The organism is Mesorhizobium sp. M5C.F.Cr.IN.023.01.1.1 (assembly GCF_003997585.1).
In the GTDB taxonomy this organism is placed as follows: Bacteria; Pseudomonadota; Alphaproteobacteria; order Rhizobiales; family Rhizobiaceae; genus Mesorhizobium; species Mesorhizobium wenxiniae.
The window spans coordinates 19,478-34,043 of sequence record NZ_RZSU01000069.1 but is presented as its reverse complement, the minus strand read 5'-3'; the positions used below and the strand labels follow the sequence as shown (position 1 = coordinate 34,043).

17 protein-coding genes and 1 pseudogene are annotated in these 14,566 nt (G+C 60.2%); 11 read left to right on the top strand and 7 right to left on the bottom strand.

Annotation, left to right across the window (positions count from 1 at the left end):
- Window positions 1-217 precede the first annotated feature (217 nt).
- The 4 genes from EOA78_RS24085 to EOA78_RS24070 form a co-directional block, all read right to left on the bottom strand.
- Window positions 218-502 carry a hypothetical protein gene (locus EOA78_RS24085; RefSeq protein WP_127317300.1) on the bottom strand — a complete coding sequence of 95 codons (285 nt, stop codon included), beginning with the start codon at window positions 500-502 and terminating at the stop codon, window positions 218-220.
- A complete protein-coding gene (locus EOA78_RS24080; protein WP_281034061.1) occupies window positions 489-1,883 on the bottom strand; it encodes a type II and III secretion system protein family protein in 1,395 nt (464 codons plus the stop codon). Before EOA78_RS24080 ends, EOA78_RS24085 begins: the two co-directional genes overlap by 14 nt.
- Before the next feature lie 101 nt (window positions 1,884-1,984).
- Window positions 1,985-3,025: a Flp pilus assembly protein CpaB gene (gene cpaB / locus EOA78_RS24075; RefSeq protein WP_127317298.1), complete on the bottom strand. Its 1,041-nt coding sequence runs from the start codon at window positions 3,023-3,025 to the stop codon at window positions 1,985-1,987.
- 96 nt (window positions 3,026-3,121) lie between these two features.
- On the bottom strand, window positions 3,122-3,340 hold the full coding sequence (locus tag EOA78_RS24070; protein ID WP_127317297.1) for a Flp family type IVb pilin: 219 nt from the start codon (window positions 3,338-3,340) through the stop codon (window positions 3,122-3,124).
- Window positions 3,341-3,864: 524 nt separating this feature from the next.
- Here EOA78_RS24070 and EOA78_RS24065 point away from each other — a divergent pair.
- The 5 genes from EOA78_RS24065 (at window position 3,865) to EOA78_RS24045 (ending at window position 8,325) form a co-directional block, all read left to right on the top strand.
- On the top strand, window positions 3,865-5,250 hold the full coding sequence (locus EOA78_RS24065; protein ID WP_127317296.1) for a CpaF family protein: 1,386 nt from the start codon (window positions 3,865-3,867) through the stop codon (window positions 5,248-5,250).
- Window positions 5,250-6,221, top strand: coding sequence for a type II secretion system F family protein (locus EOA78_RS24060; protein WP_127317295.1), 972 nt, complete (start codon window positions 5,250-5,252; stop codon window positions 6,219-6,221). The genes EOA78_RS24065 and EOA78_RS24060 overlap by 1 nt, the downstream gene beginning before the upstream one ends.
- A 45-nt stretch (window positions 6,222-6,266) precedes the next feature.
- On the top strand, window positions 6,267-7,190 hold the full coding sequence (locus EOA78_RS24055) for a type II secretion system F family protein (protein WP_240992648.1): 924 nt from the start codon (window positions 6,267-6,269) through the stop codon (window positions 7,188-7,190).
- A gap of 67 nt (window positions 7,191-7,257) precedes the next feature.
- Window positions 7,258-7,791 (top strand): tetratricopeptide repeat protein, encoded by a 534-nt coding sequence (locus tag EOA78_RS24050; protein ID WP_127317294.1) that lies wholly within the window; start codon window positions 7,258-7,260, stop codon window positions 7,789-7,791.
- Between the two features lie 9 nt (window positions 7,792-7,800).
- Window positions 7,801-8,325, top strand: a complete 525-nt coding sequence (locus EOA78_RS24045) for a prepilin peptidase (RefSeq protein WP_127317293.1) — start codon at window positions 7,801-7,803, stop codon at window positions 8,323-8,325.
- A 409-nt stretch (window positions 8,326-8,734) separates the two neighbouring features.
- Here the strand turns inward: EOA78_RS24045 and EOA78_RS24040 are convergent, their stop codons facing one another.
- Together EOA78_RS24040 and EOA78_RS24030 are read right to left on the bottom strand one after the other, a co-directional pair.
- Window positions 8,735-8,956, bottom strand: a complete 222-nt coding sequence (locus tag EOA78_RS24040) for a hypothetical protein (protein WP_127317292.1) — start codon at window positions 8,954-8,956, stop codon at window positions 8,735-8,737.
- A 1,323-nt stretch (window positions 8,957-10,279) separates the two neighbouring features.
- The gene (locus tag EOA78_RS24030; protein WP_065008252.1) at window positions 10,280-10,531 is read right to left on the bottom strand and encodes a hypothetical protein; all 252 of its coding nucleotides are present in this window, start codon (window positions 10,529-10,531) and stop codon (window positions 10,280-10,282) included.
- A gap of 169 nt (window positions 10,532-10,700) precedes the next feature.
- On the opposite strand from EOA78_RS24030, the pseudogene EOA78_RS37220 reads away from it, so the two are divergent.
- A pseudogene (locus tag EOA78_RS37220) lies at window positions 10,701-11,029 on the top strand (DNA-packaging protein); the annotation flags it as partial.
- 100 nt (window positions 11,030-11,129) lie between these two features.
- Complete coding sequence (locus EOA78_RS37215) at window positions 11,130-11,444, top strand: hypothetical protein (RefSeq protein ID WP_245477705.1); 315 nt, start codon at window positions 11,130-11,132, stop codon at window positions 11,442-11,444.
- Here EOA78_RS37215 and EOA78_RS37210 read toward each other — a convergent pair.
- Window positions 11,425-11,637 (bottom strand): recombinase family protein, encoded by a 213-nt coding sequence (locus EOA78_RS37210; RefSeq protein WP_127317290.1) that lies wholly within the window; start codon window positions 11,635-11,637, stop codon window positions 11,425-11,427. The two genes, EOA78_RS37215 and EOA78_RS37210, sit on opposite strands and share 20 nt — an antisense overlap.
- A 194-nt stretch (window positions 11,638-11,831) precedes the next feature.
- On the opposite strand from EOA78_RS37210, the gene EOA78_RS24010 reads away from it, so the two are divergent.
- From EOA78_RS24010 to EOA78_RS23995, 4 genes are all read left to right on the top strand, one after another.
- Window positions 11,832-12,314 carry a YidB family protein gene (locus EOA78_RS24010; protein WP_127317289.1) on the top strand — a complete coding sequence of 161 codons (483 nt, stop codon included), beginning with the start codon at window positions 11,832-11,834 and terminating at the stop codon, window positions 12,312-12,314.
- Window positions 12,315-12,724: 410 nt separating this feature from the next.
- Window positions 12,725-13,888 carry a PHB depolymerase family esterase gene (locus EOA78_RS24005; RefSeq protein WP_127317288.1) on the top strand — a complete coding sequence of 388 codons (1,164 nt, stop codon included), beginning with the start codon at window positions 12,725-12,727 and terminating at the stop codon, window positions 13,886-13,888.
- A gap of 136 nt (window positions 13,889-14,024) precedes the next feature.
- Entirely contained in the window at window positions 14,025-14,219 is a 195-nt protein-coding gene (locus tag EOA78_RS37205; RefSeq protein ID WP_245477698.1) for a hypothetical protein, read from the top strand.
- Between the two features lie 176 nt (window positions 14,220-14,395).
- Complete coding sequence (locus EOA78_RS23995) at window positions 14,396-14,545, top strand: KTSC domain-containing protein (RefSeq protein ID WP_348628502.1); 150 nt, start codon at window positions 14,396-14,398, stop codon at window positions 14,543-14,545.
- Window positions 14,546-14,566 lie beyond the last annotated feature (21 nt).

Here is a 14,566-nt window from a genome sequence, read left to right as displayed (position 1 = left end):
CGTCAGCGCCCTTCTGAAGATCGTTGTGGAGGTTGTTGACCCGGCTCATGTCGATCGCCAGCAGGGAAAAGCCGATGATCGCCGGCAGCGTCACACTGACGAGAATCAGCGCTATTCCCCTCTGATCGTGCCAGAACGCGCGAATAATCCGCAGCATGGCCTTGCTCTTAGCTCCCCTGACGCCAGTCGCTTTGCCTGACGCTGAACTCGCATCCTTCTATTCAACCCCGGTGTTGCCGACATTGACCGTAATGGCTGGCGGCGGCGGTGGTGGCGGTGGAATTCTGTAGCTCTCAGCGACAGCGGCGGCGCGCACGCCGTCGCCTTTGATCGTCGTGTTCTTGGAGGCCGGATTGAGCGGGTCGACCGTCTGCAGCAGCGAGTTGTATTTCTGCGTGTCGCCTGCGGCCAAGGTCATCGTTTCGTAGCGATTCAGATAGTCGGCGCAGCCCGTCAGCAAGCCGGCGCACAAGAGGATGAGCAAGATCCTATTTCTTGACATAGAGCATCTTGTCCTTGGATTTGAGGTCGAGCATGTGGCCGTAGGGGCCAACGACACCTTCGCCCAGTTCATATTTGCGAACCATGTCCTTGGTCACTTCCAGTTGACCGAGCAGGAAAAGCTCGGGGTCGTTGGCGGGCCGTGTCTTGTCGAACGGCGTCGCCAGTTGTTCGCCTGGTTTCACCGGCCGCACGATATGCGGCGTCACGATGACGACCAGTTCGGTCTCTTCCTTCTGGTTGCTCGAATTCCGGAACAGCGTCCCGACGATCGGCACCTGGCCGAGCCACGGCACCTGCCTCTGTAGCTTGGTGTTCTTGCTCGACAGAAGCCCGCCGACCGCGAAGCTCTGGCCGTCGCGCAATTCGACGACGGTCGACAGCTTGCGGTTGGTGAAGATCGGGTCGCCGGCGCTGGTGAAACCGGTGAGGTCGCTGACTTCCGGCGCCAGCCTGATATTGATCTTGTCGTCGGCAAGAACGATCGGCGTGAACAACAGATTGACGCCGAATTGCTTGAACTCGACCTGGACCTCGCCATCACCGTCGACGCTACGGATAGGAACTTCGCCACCGGCATTGAAGCTGGCCGGCTCGCCGGACAGCGTGGTGAGGTTGGGCTCGGCCAGCATGCGCACAACACCCTTGGCCTCGAGCGCCTCGATGATCAAATCGACCTTGATGTTGCTGTCGATCACGCGAGTGATCAGCGCCGCGAATGGATTGCTGTTCGAAAGAAGGCCGGTAATCAGACCTCCAGGTCCAAGAACCAAATTGTCCTCATCGACGGTGGCAATACCGGTTCCAGTGCGGGTCGTGCCGCTGCCGTTGGTGCTCCTGATTGAGACGCCAAGATCGCGGCCGGCATTGCGCTTGGCCTCCAGCACCCGCACTTCGAGGTTTACCTGCTGGCTGTTGTCGACGGTCACTGCATTTATGATCGCGTCAGGCCCGTATTGCTGGGCAACCTGCAGGATCGCCGCCAGCGTGGCGCCGTCCTTGACATGGCCGCCAAGCCTGACCTTGCCGTTGACCGAACCGATATCAATGCGCGCCCCGGGCGCCACCTGCCGGATCGCTTGCGCCATGTCGCTCACGTCGACGCCGACCTCGATCTGGATCACGCCAAGCGAGCGCTTGTCCTCGGAAAAGAGGTTGACGGTGGTGGTGCCGGCACTCTTGCCGATGACATAGAGCGTCCGGTCGGTCATTGGCTGGGCGTCGGCGATCTTCTCGTCGCCGACGACGATGTCGCCCAGCGTGGCGTTCACCTGGATCGTCACCGACTGTGACATGGGCAGGAAAATACGGTGGACGCTGGGGTTCGATACATCAATCCTTCGGTCGGCTGCATGAGCAGCAAGGTCAATCGGCAATAGCATCACCGAACAGGCCAGCGCAGCAGCCGCCAGTGGTCCCCGGAACATACGCATCTAGACTACCCCCCTTGCCCAACCCGGAACCCCTTCCGAATGCGCCGGTGTTATTTTTGTCGCGGCACGTCGTAGGATTCGAGCTTCACACCCCTAAAGACGCCGATTGTCGCACGCGCCGGTGGTTCCGGCTGCACATATTTAATCACTTGCTTAACTATCTCTTGCACCTGGGGTGCTGAGGCCACTGCCGGAGCAGGTTTTGCGCTGCTCAACAGGTCGAGCCTGCTTCCCACACGCTCCACGGCCTGGGTCAGCCCATTGATCTTGTCGTCCGCGCGCTTGCGCTCGGCCGCGGCCTCAGCTTCGGCTATTGCCTGCTTGGCGAGCTCGGCCTCCCTGGCGGCGACGTCGGCCGGCGTGTCGCCGGTCAGGTCGGAAAGCGTGATGCGTTCGGTCGTCTCGCCCTCGCTGGCGGCTGCCTGGCGAAGCGCCAGCGACAGCTGGCCGGCACCGGCGGCCAAGGTAAGCTTCTGTGCATCCCTGGTGCTGGCCTCGAGCGTGACCGATTTCACCACCGTCGGGCTGTCGGTGCTTTCGTCGGCAACCTGGTCGACGGCGAGCACCTTCATGCTCTGCAGCAGCACGTCGACAAAGCTCTTATCCGCGCCGCCTTCGCCACGCGCCGTGCGCGTTAAAAGTACATCGACACGATCGCCGGGAAAGACAAATCCGGCGACGCCGAGCACGTCGTTGACCCTGATAGAGACGGCTTTCATGCCTTCGCCGAGCACCGCGGAGAGCGTGGCACGCTGGCCAGGACCGGTGATCTTGGTGGCGAGAACAGGCTCGTTGGCGCTGATCGCCTGCAGCGCCTGCTTGGTGCCTTCGCCAGCCAGCGCCTCTTTCGTCGTCTTGAAAGCTCCGGCCGGAATGGCACCTGCAGGCCAGGCGATTTCACGCAGCTTGTCGGCCGACAGTGTGTCGCCGAATTTCAGCGGCACCGCTGCCACCACAACCGTATCGCGCTGGATTCCGTTTGCTTCCGCCATGGCACTACGCTGGCTGGCGAGCCAGACATTGGCGAGCACCACCGCCAGGACGCCGAACACGCCCGCAAGAACGATCATGATAAGTGTGTTAGCGCGCATAGCCCAAGCCCCAAGCCTAAAGTGCGGGAATTCGCCCGTCGCGATTGGGCTCAGGCCCGGATCGGATGGGACCCGGGCCTGAGCGTGATCTGGCGATCAGGTTCCGACGCCCGTTGCCACGTTGCAGGTGCCGAGTGGCGATGCTTCCAGCGCGGCGCATAGGCCGGTAAAGCGACCGGTCACCCAACCGCCGATCGCCAGGATAGCAAGTATCGCTGCTGCGGCGATGATGCCGACAAGGATGGAATATTCGACCATGGCAGCGCCGTTTTCGTCGTCGCGGAACTGCCGGGTCATCGTCATGAGCTTCTTCATGCCAATCTCTCCCTTTGGAGTTTGAACCCGACGAGACGAGCCAAGGATGAAATCCATACCTGAGCATCCCCCGTCATCTCGAATCTAAGTCCCGGCGAAAACCGGAGTCAAACGGGATTAACGGATCCTTAACTATCATGTACATGGCCGCGCAATAACATTGCCACTCTAACACTAATCAAAACATTGATTTGGCTGAATTTTTCATCCGCCTTAACCATTCGTTCACAATTTGGCCGTGGATATGGCGGAAGCGGGGCAGCATTAGTGACGGTGCATATCCCTTTATATCTAAGGCCTTAGGTGAGTTCCATGACGCCTTTGTGGCAAAAAAGGCACTTTGCATTGAAGGGCGAGCCCCCGTGTTGCATTAGGACACCGTCGCTGACCAAATAAACGTCGCGTTTTCTGATGCTTGATCTTAACTATGTCCGAAGTATTAATTTGCATGGTATGCGGCTGGCGCTTGTGCCATCCGTGGTTAACGCTTAGTTTCAGCGTGGGGATTAAACGGGGAAGAAGTCATGTTGGGCCGATTCACCAAGGGGCCAAGCGAACCGCGGGTCGAGCCAAGGGTTGAGCCTATCGTGACGTTGCCGGTCGCGGCACTTCCCCCGGCAGCCGACGTCGAAGCGGCAGGTGACGATTTCCTGACGCTCAAGGTCGAGCTCCACCGCCATCTGATCGACCGGTTCAATCTTGCCGCGCTTGAAACGGCATCGAAGGACGAGATCCTGAACGAAATCCGGCCAATCGTTCGCGAGTTCGTTCGTGCTCGCGCTGTACCGCTGAACGCGCGGGAGCTCGACAGGCTGACCAGTGAGACAGCCGACGAGATGCTGGGCCTTGGGCCGATCGAGCCGCTGCTCAAGGACGACTCGATCACCGACATATTGATCAATACTCACAAGCGCGTCTTCATCGAGCGGCGCGGCGTGATCGAGGAGACGGCGATCCGCTTCCGCGACGAGGCGCACCTTCTGCGCGTCATCAACAAGATCGTCTCGGCCATCGGCAGGCGCGTCGATGAATCGGCGCCGATGGCGGATGCGCGCCTGGAAGACGGCTCGCGCGTCAACATCGCGGTGCGGCCGGTCTCGGTGGATGGCCCACTGGTGTCGATCCGCAAATTCTCCAAGAATCCCTATTCGCTCGAGCGCCTGATGGCGCTCAACTCCATTCGCCAGCCGATGATCGACCTGCTGCGGATCGCGGTGCAGTCGCGTAAGTCGATCCTGGTTTCGGGCGGCACCGGCAGCGGCAAGACGACATTGCTCAATGCGCTGTCTAGCTACATCCCGGCCAAGGAGCGCCTGATCACCATCGAGGATGCGGCGGAACTGCAATTGCAGCAGCCGCATGTCGGCCGCCTGGAGACGCGCCCCCCGAATGTCGAGGGCAAAGGCGAGGTTCGTCAGCGCGAACTGCTGAAGAACGCGCTGCGCATGCGGCCCGACCGCATCATCGTCGGCGAGGTTCGCGGCGAGGAAGCCTTCGACATGCTGCAGGCGATGAACACCGGCCACGAAGGCTCGATGACCACCATCCATGCCAACACGCCACGCGACGCGATCTCCCGCCTCGAGCAGATGGTCGGCATGGCCGGCATGCCGATGACCCACGAGTCCATCCGAGCGCAGATTGCGTCGGCCATCGACATCATCGTGCAGACGCAGCGTCTTTCGGACGGTGGAAGGCGCGTCGTTTCAATCTCCGAACTGACCGGCATGGAGGGCAATGTCGTCCAGCTTCAGGAGATTTACCATTTTGTCCGCCGGGAGGTGACGCCGGAGGGCAAAATCATCGGCGATTTCCGCGCTACCGGCGTCCGTCCACGCTTTGCCCCGGAGGCGGCGACCCTGGGCCATCATTTTGCCAAGGACGCCTTCAATCCGCAGGTTGCGCTCTGATGCCCACCGGCCAGACTTTGCTCTACTTCATTTATGTGCTCGCGGCCGCCTCGACGATTCTTGCTGGCGAGGCCCTGTATTTTACCTTTGCCAAGCGCCGCTCGCGAGTCAGCACGATTAACCGCCGGATGAAGCGTCTGGTTGATGACGTTCCGGCCGAACTGACCTTGCAAGGATTGCTGCGCGAACGCGGGCTGACGGATTCGGGCGACTTTCTCTTTGGCCTGATCGGGCTGAACAGGCTCTATACCCAGTCCGGTATCACCGGAAACCCGCTGTCTTTCGCCGCGACCTTCCTGCTCGCTGGCCTGGCATTGGCGTCGCTGTTGTCGATCTTTTTGGGTTTCTCGACCCTCGTATCCCTCATCGTTTTTCTGGTGGTCGGATTTGTGCTGCCGCTTCTTGTTCTTCGGCGCGCCCGCAACAAGCGAATCCAGAAATTCGCGAAACAGCTCCCGGATGCGCTGGACATGATCGTTCGTTCACTGCGCGCCGGACATCCGGCCTCGGTGGCGATTGGTCTCGTCGCCCGCGAAATGCCTGATCCGCTCGGCACTGAATTCGGCATCGTTTCCGACGAAATCACCTTTGGACTCAGTATTGAACAAGCCGTGCGCAAGCTTTCACAACGCGTAGGCTTCGAAGGCCTTCATCTGCTTTCGGTGTCGCTGTCAATTCAAGCCAAGACCGGCGGCAATCTCACCGAGATTCTACACAATTTGGCGTCAGTTTTGCGCGAGAGGCAGAAATTGCGAATGAAAATCAGGGCGCTTTCGTCCGAGGGCCGAGTGTCGGCATGGATCATCTCGCTGTTCCCGGTCGCGATGTTCCTGATCCTTCAGATACTTGCCCCAGCCTATTACGGAACGGTCTGGAACAATCCGGTCATCCTGCCGGTGTTCCTGATTTTCGGGTCGTGGGCGCTGTTGGGCGATTTCATTATGTATCGAATGGTCAATTTCGATTTCTGAACAGGGGCGAAGCGTAACTTGTTTTCGAACGTCCAGAACCTGAGTATGTTGGTTTCCATTGCCGTCTTCGTGGCGGCGGTGGCACTTTTTCTGTTCGGCGCGCTCGTCTTCTTGCCGGCGCTGCAGACGCGGAAGCTGGTCGCAAAAAGCCTGATGGCCGAAGGTATTGCCGATCGCCGTTCGCTCGTTGGACAGGAGCAGCTGGCGAAGATCGCAGCGCAGCGGCCAGTGGATGCATATTTTCGATCGATCGAAAAGGAGCGGGACGAGCCCAGCGCCTTGGACGCGAAGCTCTTTCGCGCCGGCTTTTACCAGTCGAGCGCTCCACTCATTTACACCTTGTCGCGGCTTGGCGCGGTCTGTGTCGGCTTTCTGGCCGCCTATGCGCTGCTGTCACGCGTCCTGCCGCCTGAATTGCCCGCTTTCGTAGCATTTGCCGGCTCTGCTTTGTTTGGGCTCGCCTGCATCGTGGTTCCAAGCGTCCTGCTCGATCGCTTCGAGAAGGCACAAAAGCGGATCTATCGTCGTGGCTTTCCCGATTTCATGGACATGATGATAACCTGCGCCGACGCAGGAATGAGCCTCGAGGCGGCCGTCGAGCGTGTCAGCGGTGAACTGGCCGGCACCCACAGGTGGCTCGGCATCCAGCTTTCGATCATGACTTTGCAGTTGCGCGCCGGCAAGCCATTGCGCGAGGCGTTGCGCGAACTCGCCGACCGCATTGGTCTTGACGAGGCGCGGGCGCTCGCTGTGCTTTTCAGGCAGTCGGAAGAACTTGGCACTAGTCTCACGGAAGCCTTGCGCGTCTACAGCGACGAAATGCGCACCCAGAGAATCCTGAGTGCCGAAGAGCGCGCCAATGCTTTGCCGGTCAAGATGATGATCCCATTGGGGCTCTGCATCTTCCCGGTGGTGTTGATGGTCATCATGTTACCGGTGATCATCCGAATGAGGGGCATTTTCTTCTAGATGATCATGTGCTTTGGTCGAAATACAGAGTCGGAGAACTCTTTTGGGGGACGAAATGATAGGGCCAATGCGCCTCGCAGCCCTAGCCGGTTTGCTGCTTATCGTGCTTTCCGGCTGTCAGACGGCTGATACCAGCGGCGTCGTCCGCACCAACGAGCCCTCAAAAGGTGACGTGACGGCATTTGGCGATGCCTTCGACGGGCTGAAGACGGTCAGCGACGTCGAGTACTATGCCTCGGACCAGGCCGTTGCCGAAGCCAAGAACCAGTTCCGCGCGGAAAATTACGGCAATGCTGGCGCCTTGTTCTACAAGGCGACACAACTGGCGCCCAATGATGGTGGTGCCTGGATGGGCCTGGCCGCTTCTAGCGATCGCATCCGCCGCTTCGACCTTTCCGACTACGCCTATCGCCAAGCCTTCCGGCTGGTCGGCGGGACGCCCGAATATTACAACAATGTCGGCTATTCCTATCTGCTGCGCGGCAAGCTGCAGGACGCACGCAGCAATTTCCTCAAGGCTTATGAGCTGGCGCCCAACGATCCGACCGTGGCCAACAATCTGCAGCTGCTGTCGTCGAGCGTGAAGAATCTCGAGCGGTAAGGCGACAGCATGTTGCTCGCCGCATCGCTGCTGCTGAAGGGACTAGCCATTCCTTTGCTGGCAAGGATCGCCTGGCTCGACTTCACCACCCAGAAGATATCCAACCAGAATGTGCTGCTGCTGCTTTGCCTGGGTTCGGGCTCGCTGCAGCTCCTATCGGTGCAATCCGGGTCGTGGTGGGACATGGGCCTGAGCGCGCTTGCCGGTCTTTTGCTGTTTGCTGCGCTCTTTCCGTTCTGGGCCATGCGCAAGATCGGGGCCGGCGATGTCAAGCTGATGGCGGTGGTGCCGTTGCTGATAGGCGGCAGCGGCCTCGTCGAATTTTCAGTGCTGCTGCTGGTTTTCGCTCTCGCCACGGCGATGGTCGTCAAAAATCCGCTCATGCTGCCGCAAGGCGCTTTCCGCCTCTACATTCAGCACCTGGACCGCAAAGGCGTCGTGCCGTTTGGCGTGCCGATCTCGCTCGCAGCGATCTGCACGATAGTGTTTCAGATTTATACCAACATGATGGTTCTAGCCGGGCTATCGGTTTGACGGAGGGCGGCTTTGGACCCTTGCGGGGCAGAGGCGATGAAGGTGAAGAACTAGGCGCTTACGTGCGAGCCAAGAGGAGGGTTGCATAAAGCAGCTCGAAGTTCTGGATTGGAACCCGCCTTGTCTGGTGATCGCCTTCCCGATGGCGAAGCGTGTCGGCAAAGTCCGACGTGTTGCCGAGGTGCTTTCGGGCAAGCGCGGCGCCGCTGCGACGAACTACTGGAAGCAGGTGGTTGCGACCTTGGGCGGACAGACGCAACGTGCCGGGTTCGATTCGGATACTATCAACCGCGAACCGCGAGCGTTGCATGACGCTGTTCAGCGCGAGCTTTGCTTGCGAAGTGGGCACGGGCAGCGGCCAGGAGGGGATGCCGCATGACCCCGACCTATCGCGGCGTTAACGTGCGGTTCAACCCGTGCGAAAACCGTCAGCGCTGGTTGGATCGATCTTCATCAACCGCGATCTGGCCTCGGCCACGCGACGTTGCGCAGCCCGTATCCTGCTGCACAACGCAATATTGATGCCGACACCGCAGTCTTCATCCAGCATTTCATTCGCACGCCTAAGGGAGAGCTCCGCTCGGCTGAGCCGCTGTCGGGCTCTCGCCAATTCCAAATCCAGAAATTCCATTATCCTGCATCCATTACAGTCCCTTCGATTGGTAAACCGCTTGTCGTCGCCGTTGGTTCCGGCTGTTCGCGAACGTGCAGCCTAGGCTTCGATTTGGTTGGCACAGTCTGGAACGCCAGCGGTGCGCTGCTGGCCGGAAGCGCGGGAACCAATGAGCCGTATCCCTGCCAAAAGAGAGATCGTCCGCTGATGCTGCTCACTCGACCTGCTCAATCTCCGGACCCGGTTCGGTCGGCGGAGCTGGCATGCAATCTTGTCCGGTGCATTCCTGCACAGGATTATCCGCCGGCGGGAGACAGTTTTGCCCCTCGCAATGAACTGGCGGCTGCTCTGTTGCTGCTTCGCTGTTCGGCGGAGCCGGCTGATCCTCAGCTCGAACGGGCGGCATTCCAAGGCCGATCATGGCCGTGCACAGGAGCGCAATCCGAAGCAACTTCATTTCCGCCTCCGCGGCTGACAGCGAAATGCAGACTACACTTTCGAACTGCGGCCTACATCCTGTCACCCGCGAACGGCGTTAACAGCGCGTTTCGTTGCTGGTCAGAAGGTCGCGAGGAATGAGAGCGAGCGTTGTTCGTCTTCCTGCCAAACAGCGCTAGAAACAGGCGAGCGTCTTCGACCGCTCCACCGAGGCCTTCACGGTCACAGGCGCTGGAGGTGTTCAAAGACTATCGATTGTCAGAGGACACGTCGCGACGCTTGGTGAAGCGATTCAATTCCACCTCGCCGATCAGACGGCGCACCGCTTCGCATCAGCGCTCCAGGACCAGCCATGGCGCTTGAGGGTGATTTGCGCTGAACTGCCTCCAGGCAGGATGTAGAACGCCGCACTGTGCGACGCAGAGAGGGCGCCGATGCGGTGCTCAGCATCGCACATCTGAGGCGGAGCGCTACATAGGGGGCGGCGAGGATGGCGGAGCGGCGCTCGGCGCTCACGCCGTAGCTCACTACCTGACGTTCGTCCGACCGAGAGTGTCGTCCCGCCTCCTGCGGCCTGTTAGACCTGCCAGACCCAGTAGGCCGATAAGGCCCAACCAACCCCAGTCGAAGTCGTCGCGAGCATCATCGGCTGCGGCAGGCGGTGTAGGTGTTGGCGTCTCTTGCGAAAGGGCAGGTGCTGCTGTTGCAGTCAAGCTGGTAGCCAGCATAAGGGCTAATAGAGATTTGGTGAGCATCGCAGTCTCCCGTTGTTCGAGGTGTGATTTAACAGGCGGAAACGACCTTTGTTCCCGCGAGTGCTCAGACGGTGACCTGCGCAACCAAAATCAGGCGCGATCATCGGGCGCTGAGATCAGGGCGATCCGCACGGTCAATCCCGCCCGATCAGGACGCTTCCTGCACTTCCGCGACTTGTGGCGTCACGGGTGCAGAATTAATGACGTAGGTGTTCGAGGTCAGGTCGCTAGTAGATCGGATGATGATGCCGTCGTCTCTTAATCGGGCAAAGGTCGCCCTTGCGATACGCATTGGCTTGCCTTTGGCATCTGCGGCGGTGACTTTGTTCGACCAGGGAACGTGAGTGATGGTGTCAACGCGCTTGAGAAAGCGCTTTTCCTTCTCGGTCAACTCGATCACGCCCGTTCCTCCATATCATTGGCAGCGTTTGGTTGGCCCGGTAACGCCGATGATGCGACTCCGTTCCGAGGACGCACGCGCCTAACGGGGTGGGGAGCGAGCGGGTCCGCCGGACTGGCTATCCGCCGAAGCACCCTCCGCCGAGGGCGAAGAAAAACATTGCCGCCAGCCCGATCTGCAGCGTGTCGTGGTCGCCGTCGACCCTTCAGGCCCAAGGGGCAAAGCGATGATGGTGACGAGATTGGCATCATCGTGGCTGGCAAGGGTATCGACGGTCGCGCTTACGTTCTTGCTAACCGGACATGCATGCTATCTCCTGACGGCTGGGGGCGCCGAGCTGTCGATGCATATCATGGCCGCTGGTCGCAGACGCCGGACAAGGTGAAGGCCGACAGGATCGTGGCAGAGCGCAATTTCGGCGGCGCCATGGTCGAGCACGTCATCAAAACCATCGAGCCGACCGCTCCTTGCAAGGAAGTGACGGCCAGCCGCGGCAAGAAAGGCCGCGTCTCGCACCAGCGAAAGAAGGCTCGGCGTGTGATTTTACGACGCCGCCCGTGAGCCGACGCCTCGCTGGTGACACGATGGGCGACTACGAATGATCACCCAACTGATCAATTTCCCGCCTATAAAAGCAGAACTCGATGTCTTAAGGGGTCGCGGAAGTTCGCAAGAGCAGATTGCGGACGTTCGATACCTGCCATTGGCCATTGCGCGCTGTTCGCATCCCGCGGTTGTTCAGAGCGATTGCCGAGCCACGCAGGCTGATTATGCCAGAGTGCTGAATGGGCGCGATGATGGCAGCACGGTCTGGGCAAATCTTTCAGCCTCCCGGATTGAGATCTTTCGACCTCTCGCTGCAGCTTCCGCTGTATTGGTCGGATTACCGAGCTTCATTCCAGTGGTCTTGTAAGGGGCGAGGGCGGCCTTGGTCCGTTCCGAGCATCCGCGCCCTTTCCGGTTTCGATCTCGGTGAACTCCTGGAGGATGATCATTCCCTCGGCCTCGGCAAAGCGGGCGACTGCAGCACGCTGGGCCTCAATGCCCAAGCCCGAGCGTCCTTGCCGCTGTTTGGAAACCCGATAATACGCGATTGCGGTCGGCATGTTGCTGTTCCCAGGTGGTGTGCAAACTGCAAACCACCGTTTTGCAGTTTGCTCAATCGACGACGAAAGCCAAGTTCCTTCAAAGCGATAGTTGGAAACCGCAAATTGCAGCGTGCGTCCTGCACAATATTAGATCATCGTTCGCGGAACTTTTGCGAGGCCGAGCCCTTCTCCATCTGAACGAGGAGGAACCAATGGCAAATCTGGGAAAATTAGCGATCGCGATCCTTGGGGTTCTAGCTTACCAGAACCGCGACAAGATCGGAGACATGATCCGTCGCGCACGAGAGCGCGATCCGAACAATCCGCAAGGTGGAATCGTCGATCAACTGTCCAAAGGTGTGTCGGGCACTGCTCTCGGCGACATCCTCGAACGCTTTAGAAATGTGGGCTCGGGATCGAAGGTAGACTCTTGGGTGAGCACTGGGCCGAACCAGCCAATCGAGCCACGCGAGGTGGAGATGGCCATAGACGAGGATACGCTCACGTCTCTTTCTATGCAGACCGGTCTTTCGCGAGAGGAGCTCATTGCCAGGATCACGCGAGATCTGCCTGATGCGGTCAATCAGATGACCCCGAATGGGGAAATACCCCCAGTTGAGCCGACGCACGGCTCGGATGAAACGACCCTGCTCGACGAGGTGCCCCCGAATACGACCCAGACTAAAGGTAGTTGATCAATGATCCAGCCGGCGCGTGCCTGTGCCTGCATGCGTAGAGGGCGGCGCGTGCGCCGCGGGCCAATGCCGACAAGTCTTGCAGCGTGCTGATCACATCGCCGTCTCCGTTTCTGCCGGCCATATTCGGGCCGACAATTTCGGAAGTTTCGCCAACGGATATACGATGCTCCTCGGCCGGCATCGCCAGCGCAGCGGCAGCGTTAGGCGGCAAGCAGCGCGACGACGAAGAAGACGCGCTCTATCCCACAGCTAGTCGAGGCTGAAGACGTCTACTCAGGCCGGCGCAGAGGTCGGCCGGACTCCATCTCCCCCAGCTCTCTTGTTATTGTGCAGTGCAGCAACGATATTGCTGCGTGTGCGTTGCACAGATTGCCGCCTTCCGGGCGGTTACAACAGGGACGGCTCCAGTGCGAAAAATCTCCGATACCCTCGCCCGCCTCGCCGCGCTGCGGGCGCGACATGCCACGCATACCGCCGACCTCGGCGCGTCGGACCATCTCCAGACGCTGGCCGACTTCGGTACCAATCCCGGCGGGTTGGGAGCGAAGTTCTACGTTGCCAATCACCTATCCAAGGGTGCCCCGCTCGTCGTCGTGCTGCATGGCTGCACACAGAACGCGGCCGGCTATAACCATCATTCCGGCTGGTCCCAACTCGCCGACGAGGCTGGCTTCGCGCTGCTCTTTCCCGAACAGCAACGCGGCAACAATCCGAACCTCTGTTTCAACTGGTTCCAGCCTGGCGACACCAAGCGTGGTTCGGGCGAGGCGCTTTCGATTCGCCAGATGATCGAGACGATGGTCGTCACCCACGGTCTCGACCGAAGGCGAATCTTCATCACCGGCCTCTCGGCCGGAGGCGCAATGGCGGCGGCCATGCTGGCGACCTATCCGGAAGTGTTTGGCGGCGGTGCGTTAATTGCCGGCCTGCCCTACGGCAGCGCAACGACAATCCCGGAGGCGTTCGATCGCATGCGCGGCCATGGCGGTCCATCGGAACAGGATCTGCAACGGGCGCTCCGCCGCGCATCGGATCATCGGGGACCGTGGCCGAGGATTTCGATTTGGCACGGTGCCGCTGACCACACGGTTTCGCCTTCCAACGCGGAAGCGATCGCAGGCCAATGGCGAGGCGTCCACCGGCTTGAAAAAGCACCGACGCGCGTGGAAGCTGCCGGACCGCACGCAAAACAGGTCTGGCGTAACGGCGCGGGAGAGGCCTTGATCGAAATCAACATGATCGCCGGGATGGGCCACGGCACGCCGCTCGGCAACGGCCTGGGCGCTCCGGGACCTTATATGATTGATGTCGGCATCGCCTCCACACGCGAGATCGCGCAGTTCTGGGGGATCGCGGCAACGGAGGAAAGCGCCTCCCGGAAATCAAGGCCGCAAGTGCCCGCCAGCCAACGGCCACTACCCCAGTCACCGGCGCCAGCTATGGAAAATGCGAAGACGAAGCCCCCACATTTGGCTGCCCTCCATCAGTTCCCGCGTCACACGGAACCGGGCCAGCCAGGCGTGAAGAAGATCATCGAGGATGCCCTTCGGGCGGCGGGTTTGATGCGCTAGGTGGACGGCGCAAATCGCTCGCCCCTCAGTCTCGGGGACGAATGCACCGATGCCGTCCGCATAGGTCAATCGCCCGGCCAAGCAAAGGAACGCGTTGTCTTTGCAATCGTTGACCGCTTTTCATCGAGCGGTCGCCATGCACCTCGTCCAGATCCTGCTTCCCCGCGCGGACAACACCGGCCGGCCGTTTGGCCGGGAGGATTTCGACCGTGTGAAGGAAGACCTGGCCAGCTGTTTCGAAGGCGTTACGGCCTACCTGCAGGCGCCCGCGGAAGGTCAGTGGCAGGATGGCAAGCAGCCAGCAAAGATGATCTCGTCATCTTCGAAGTGATGGTGGAGGAGATCGACCTACCGGGCGCAGACGGCGCGCCGAGCTCGAACGGCGGTTCCGGCAGGACACGGTGATCATCCGCTACATGCCGATGGCGCTCGTATAGAGCGCCGACATCATGCCATCAACCTCAATCCGCAAAAACCGAGTACGATCCGCTGACCAAGGTTCCCTCGGTGTGGTTCGTGGCGAGCGGCAAACGTTATGACTACGAGGCTGTTCCGCCGGAGACCTATGCGGCCTTCCGAAACGCCTTCGTAAAAGGCCGCTTCTTTAGCGACCACATTCGCGACCGTTTTCGGTACCGCCTGATTGCGGACGCATAGCGATCGTTAGCTGCACGCGGG

Bases quoted from the DNA above. Each gene is read 5' to 3' on its own strand.
- EOA78_RS24080 (WP_281034061.1), bottom strand. From the start codon at position 1,883: ATGCTATTGCCGATTGACCTTGCTGCTCATGCAGCCGACCGAAGGATT.
- EOA78_RS24050 (WP_127317294.1), top strand. From the start codon at position 7,258: ATGCGCCTCGCAGCCCTAGCCGGTTTGCTGCTTATCGTGCTTTCCGGC.
- EOA78_RS37205 (WP_245477698.1), top strand. From the start codon at position 14,025: ATGCACCTCGTCCAGATCCTGCTTCCCCGCGCGGACAACACCGGCCGG.
- cpaB (WP_127317298.1), bottom strand. From the start codon at position 3,025: ATGCGCGCTAACACACTTATCATGATCGTTCTTGCGGGCGTGTTCGGC.
- EOA78_RS24085 (WP_127317300.1), bottom strand. From the start codon at position 502: ATGTCAAGAAATAGGATCTTGCTCATCCTCTTGTGCGCCGGCTTGCTG.
- EOA78_RS24060 (WP_127317295.1), top strand. From the start codon at position 5,250: ATGCCCACCGGCCAGACTTTGCTCTACTTCATTTATGTGCTCGCGGCC.
- EOA78_RS24065 (WP_127317296.1), top strand. From the start codon at position 3,865: ATGTTGGGCCGATTCACCAAGGGGCCAAGCGAACCGCGGGTCGAGCCA.
- EOA78_RS24070 (WP_127317297.1), bottom strand. From the start codon at position 3,340: ATGAAGAAGCTCATGACGATGACCCGGCAGTTCCGCGACGACGAAAAC.
- EOA78_RS37215 (WP_245477705.1), top strand. From the start codon at position 11,130: ATGATCACCCAACTGATCAATTTCCCGCCTATAAAAGCAGAACTCGAT.
- EOA78_RS24010 (WP_127317289.1), top strand. From the start codon at position 11,832: ATGGCAAATCTGGGAAAATTAGCGATCGCGATCCTTGGGGTTCTAGCT.
- EOA78_RS24055 (WP_240992648.1), top strand. From the start codon at position 6,267: ATGTTGGTTTCCATTGCCGTCTTCGTGGCGGCGGTGGCACTTTTTCTG.
- EOA78_RS37210 (WP_127317290.1), bottom strand. From the start codon at position 11,637: ATGCCGACCGCAATCGCGTATTATCGGGTTTCCAAACAGCGGCAAGGA.
- EOA78_RS24045 (WP_127317293.1), top strand. From the start codon at position 7,801: ATGTTGCTCGCCGCATCGCTGCTGCTGAAGGGACTAGCCATTCCTTTG.
- EOA78_RS24040 (WP_127317292.1), bottom strand. From the start codon at position 8,956: ATGGAATTTCTGGATTTGGAATTGGCGAGAGCCCGACAGCGGCTCAGC.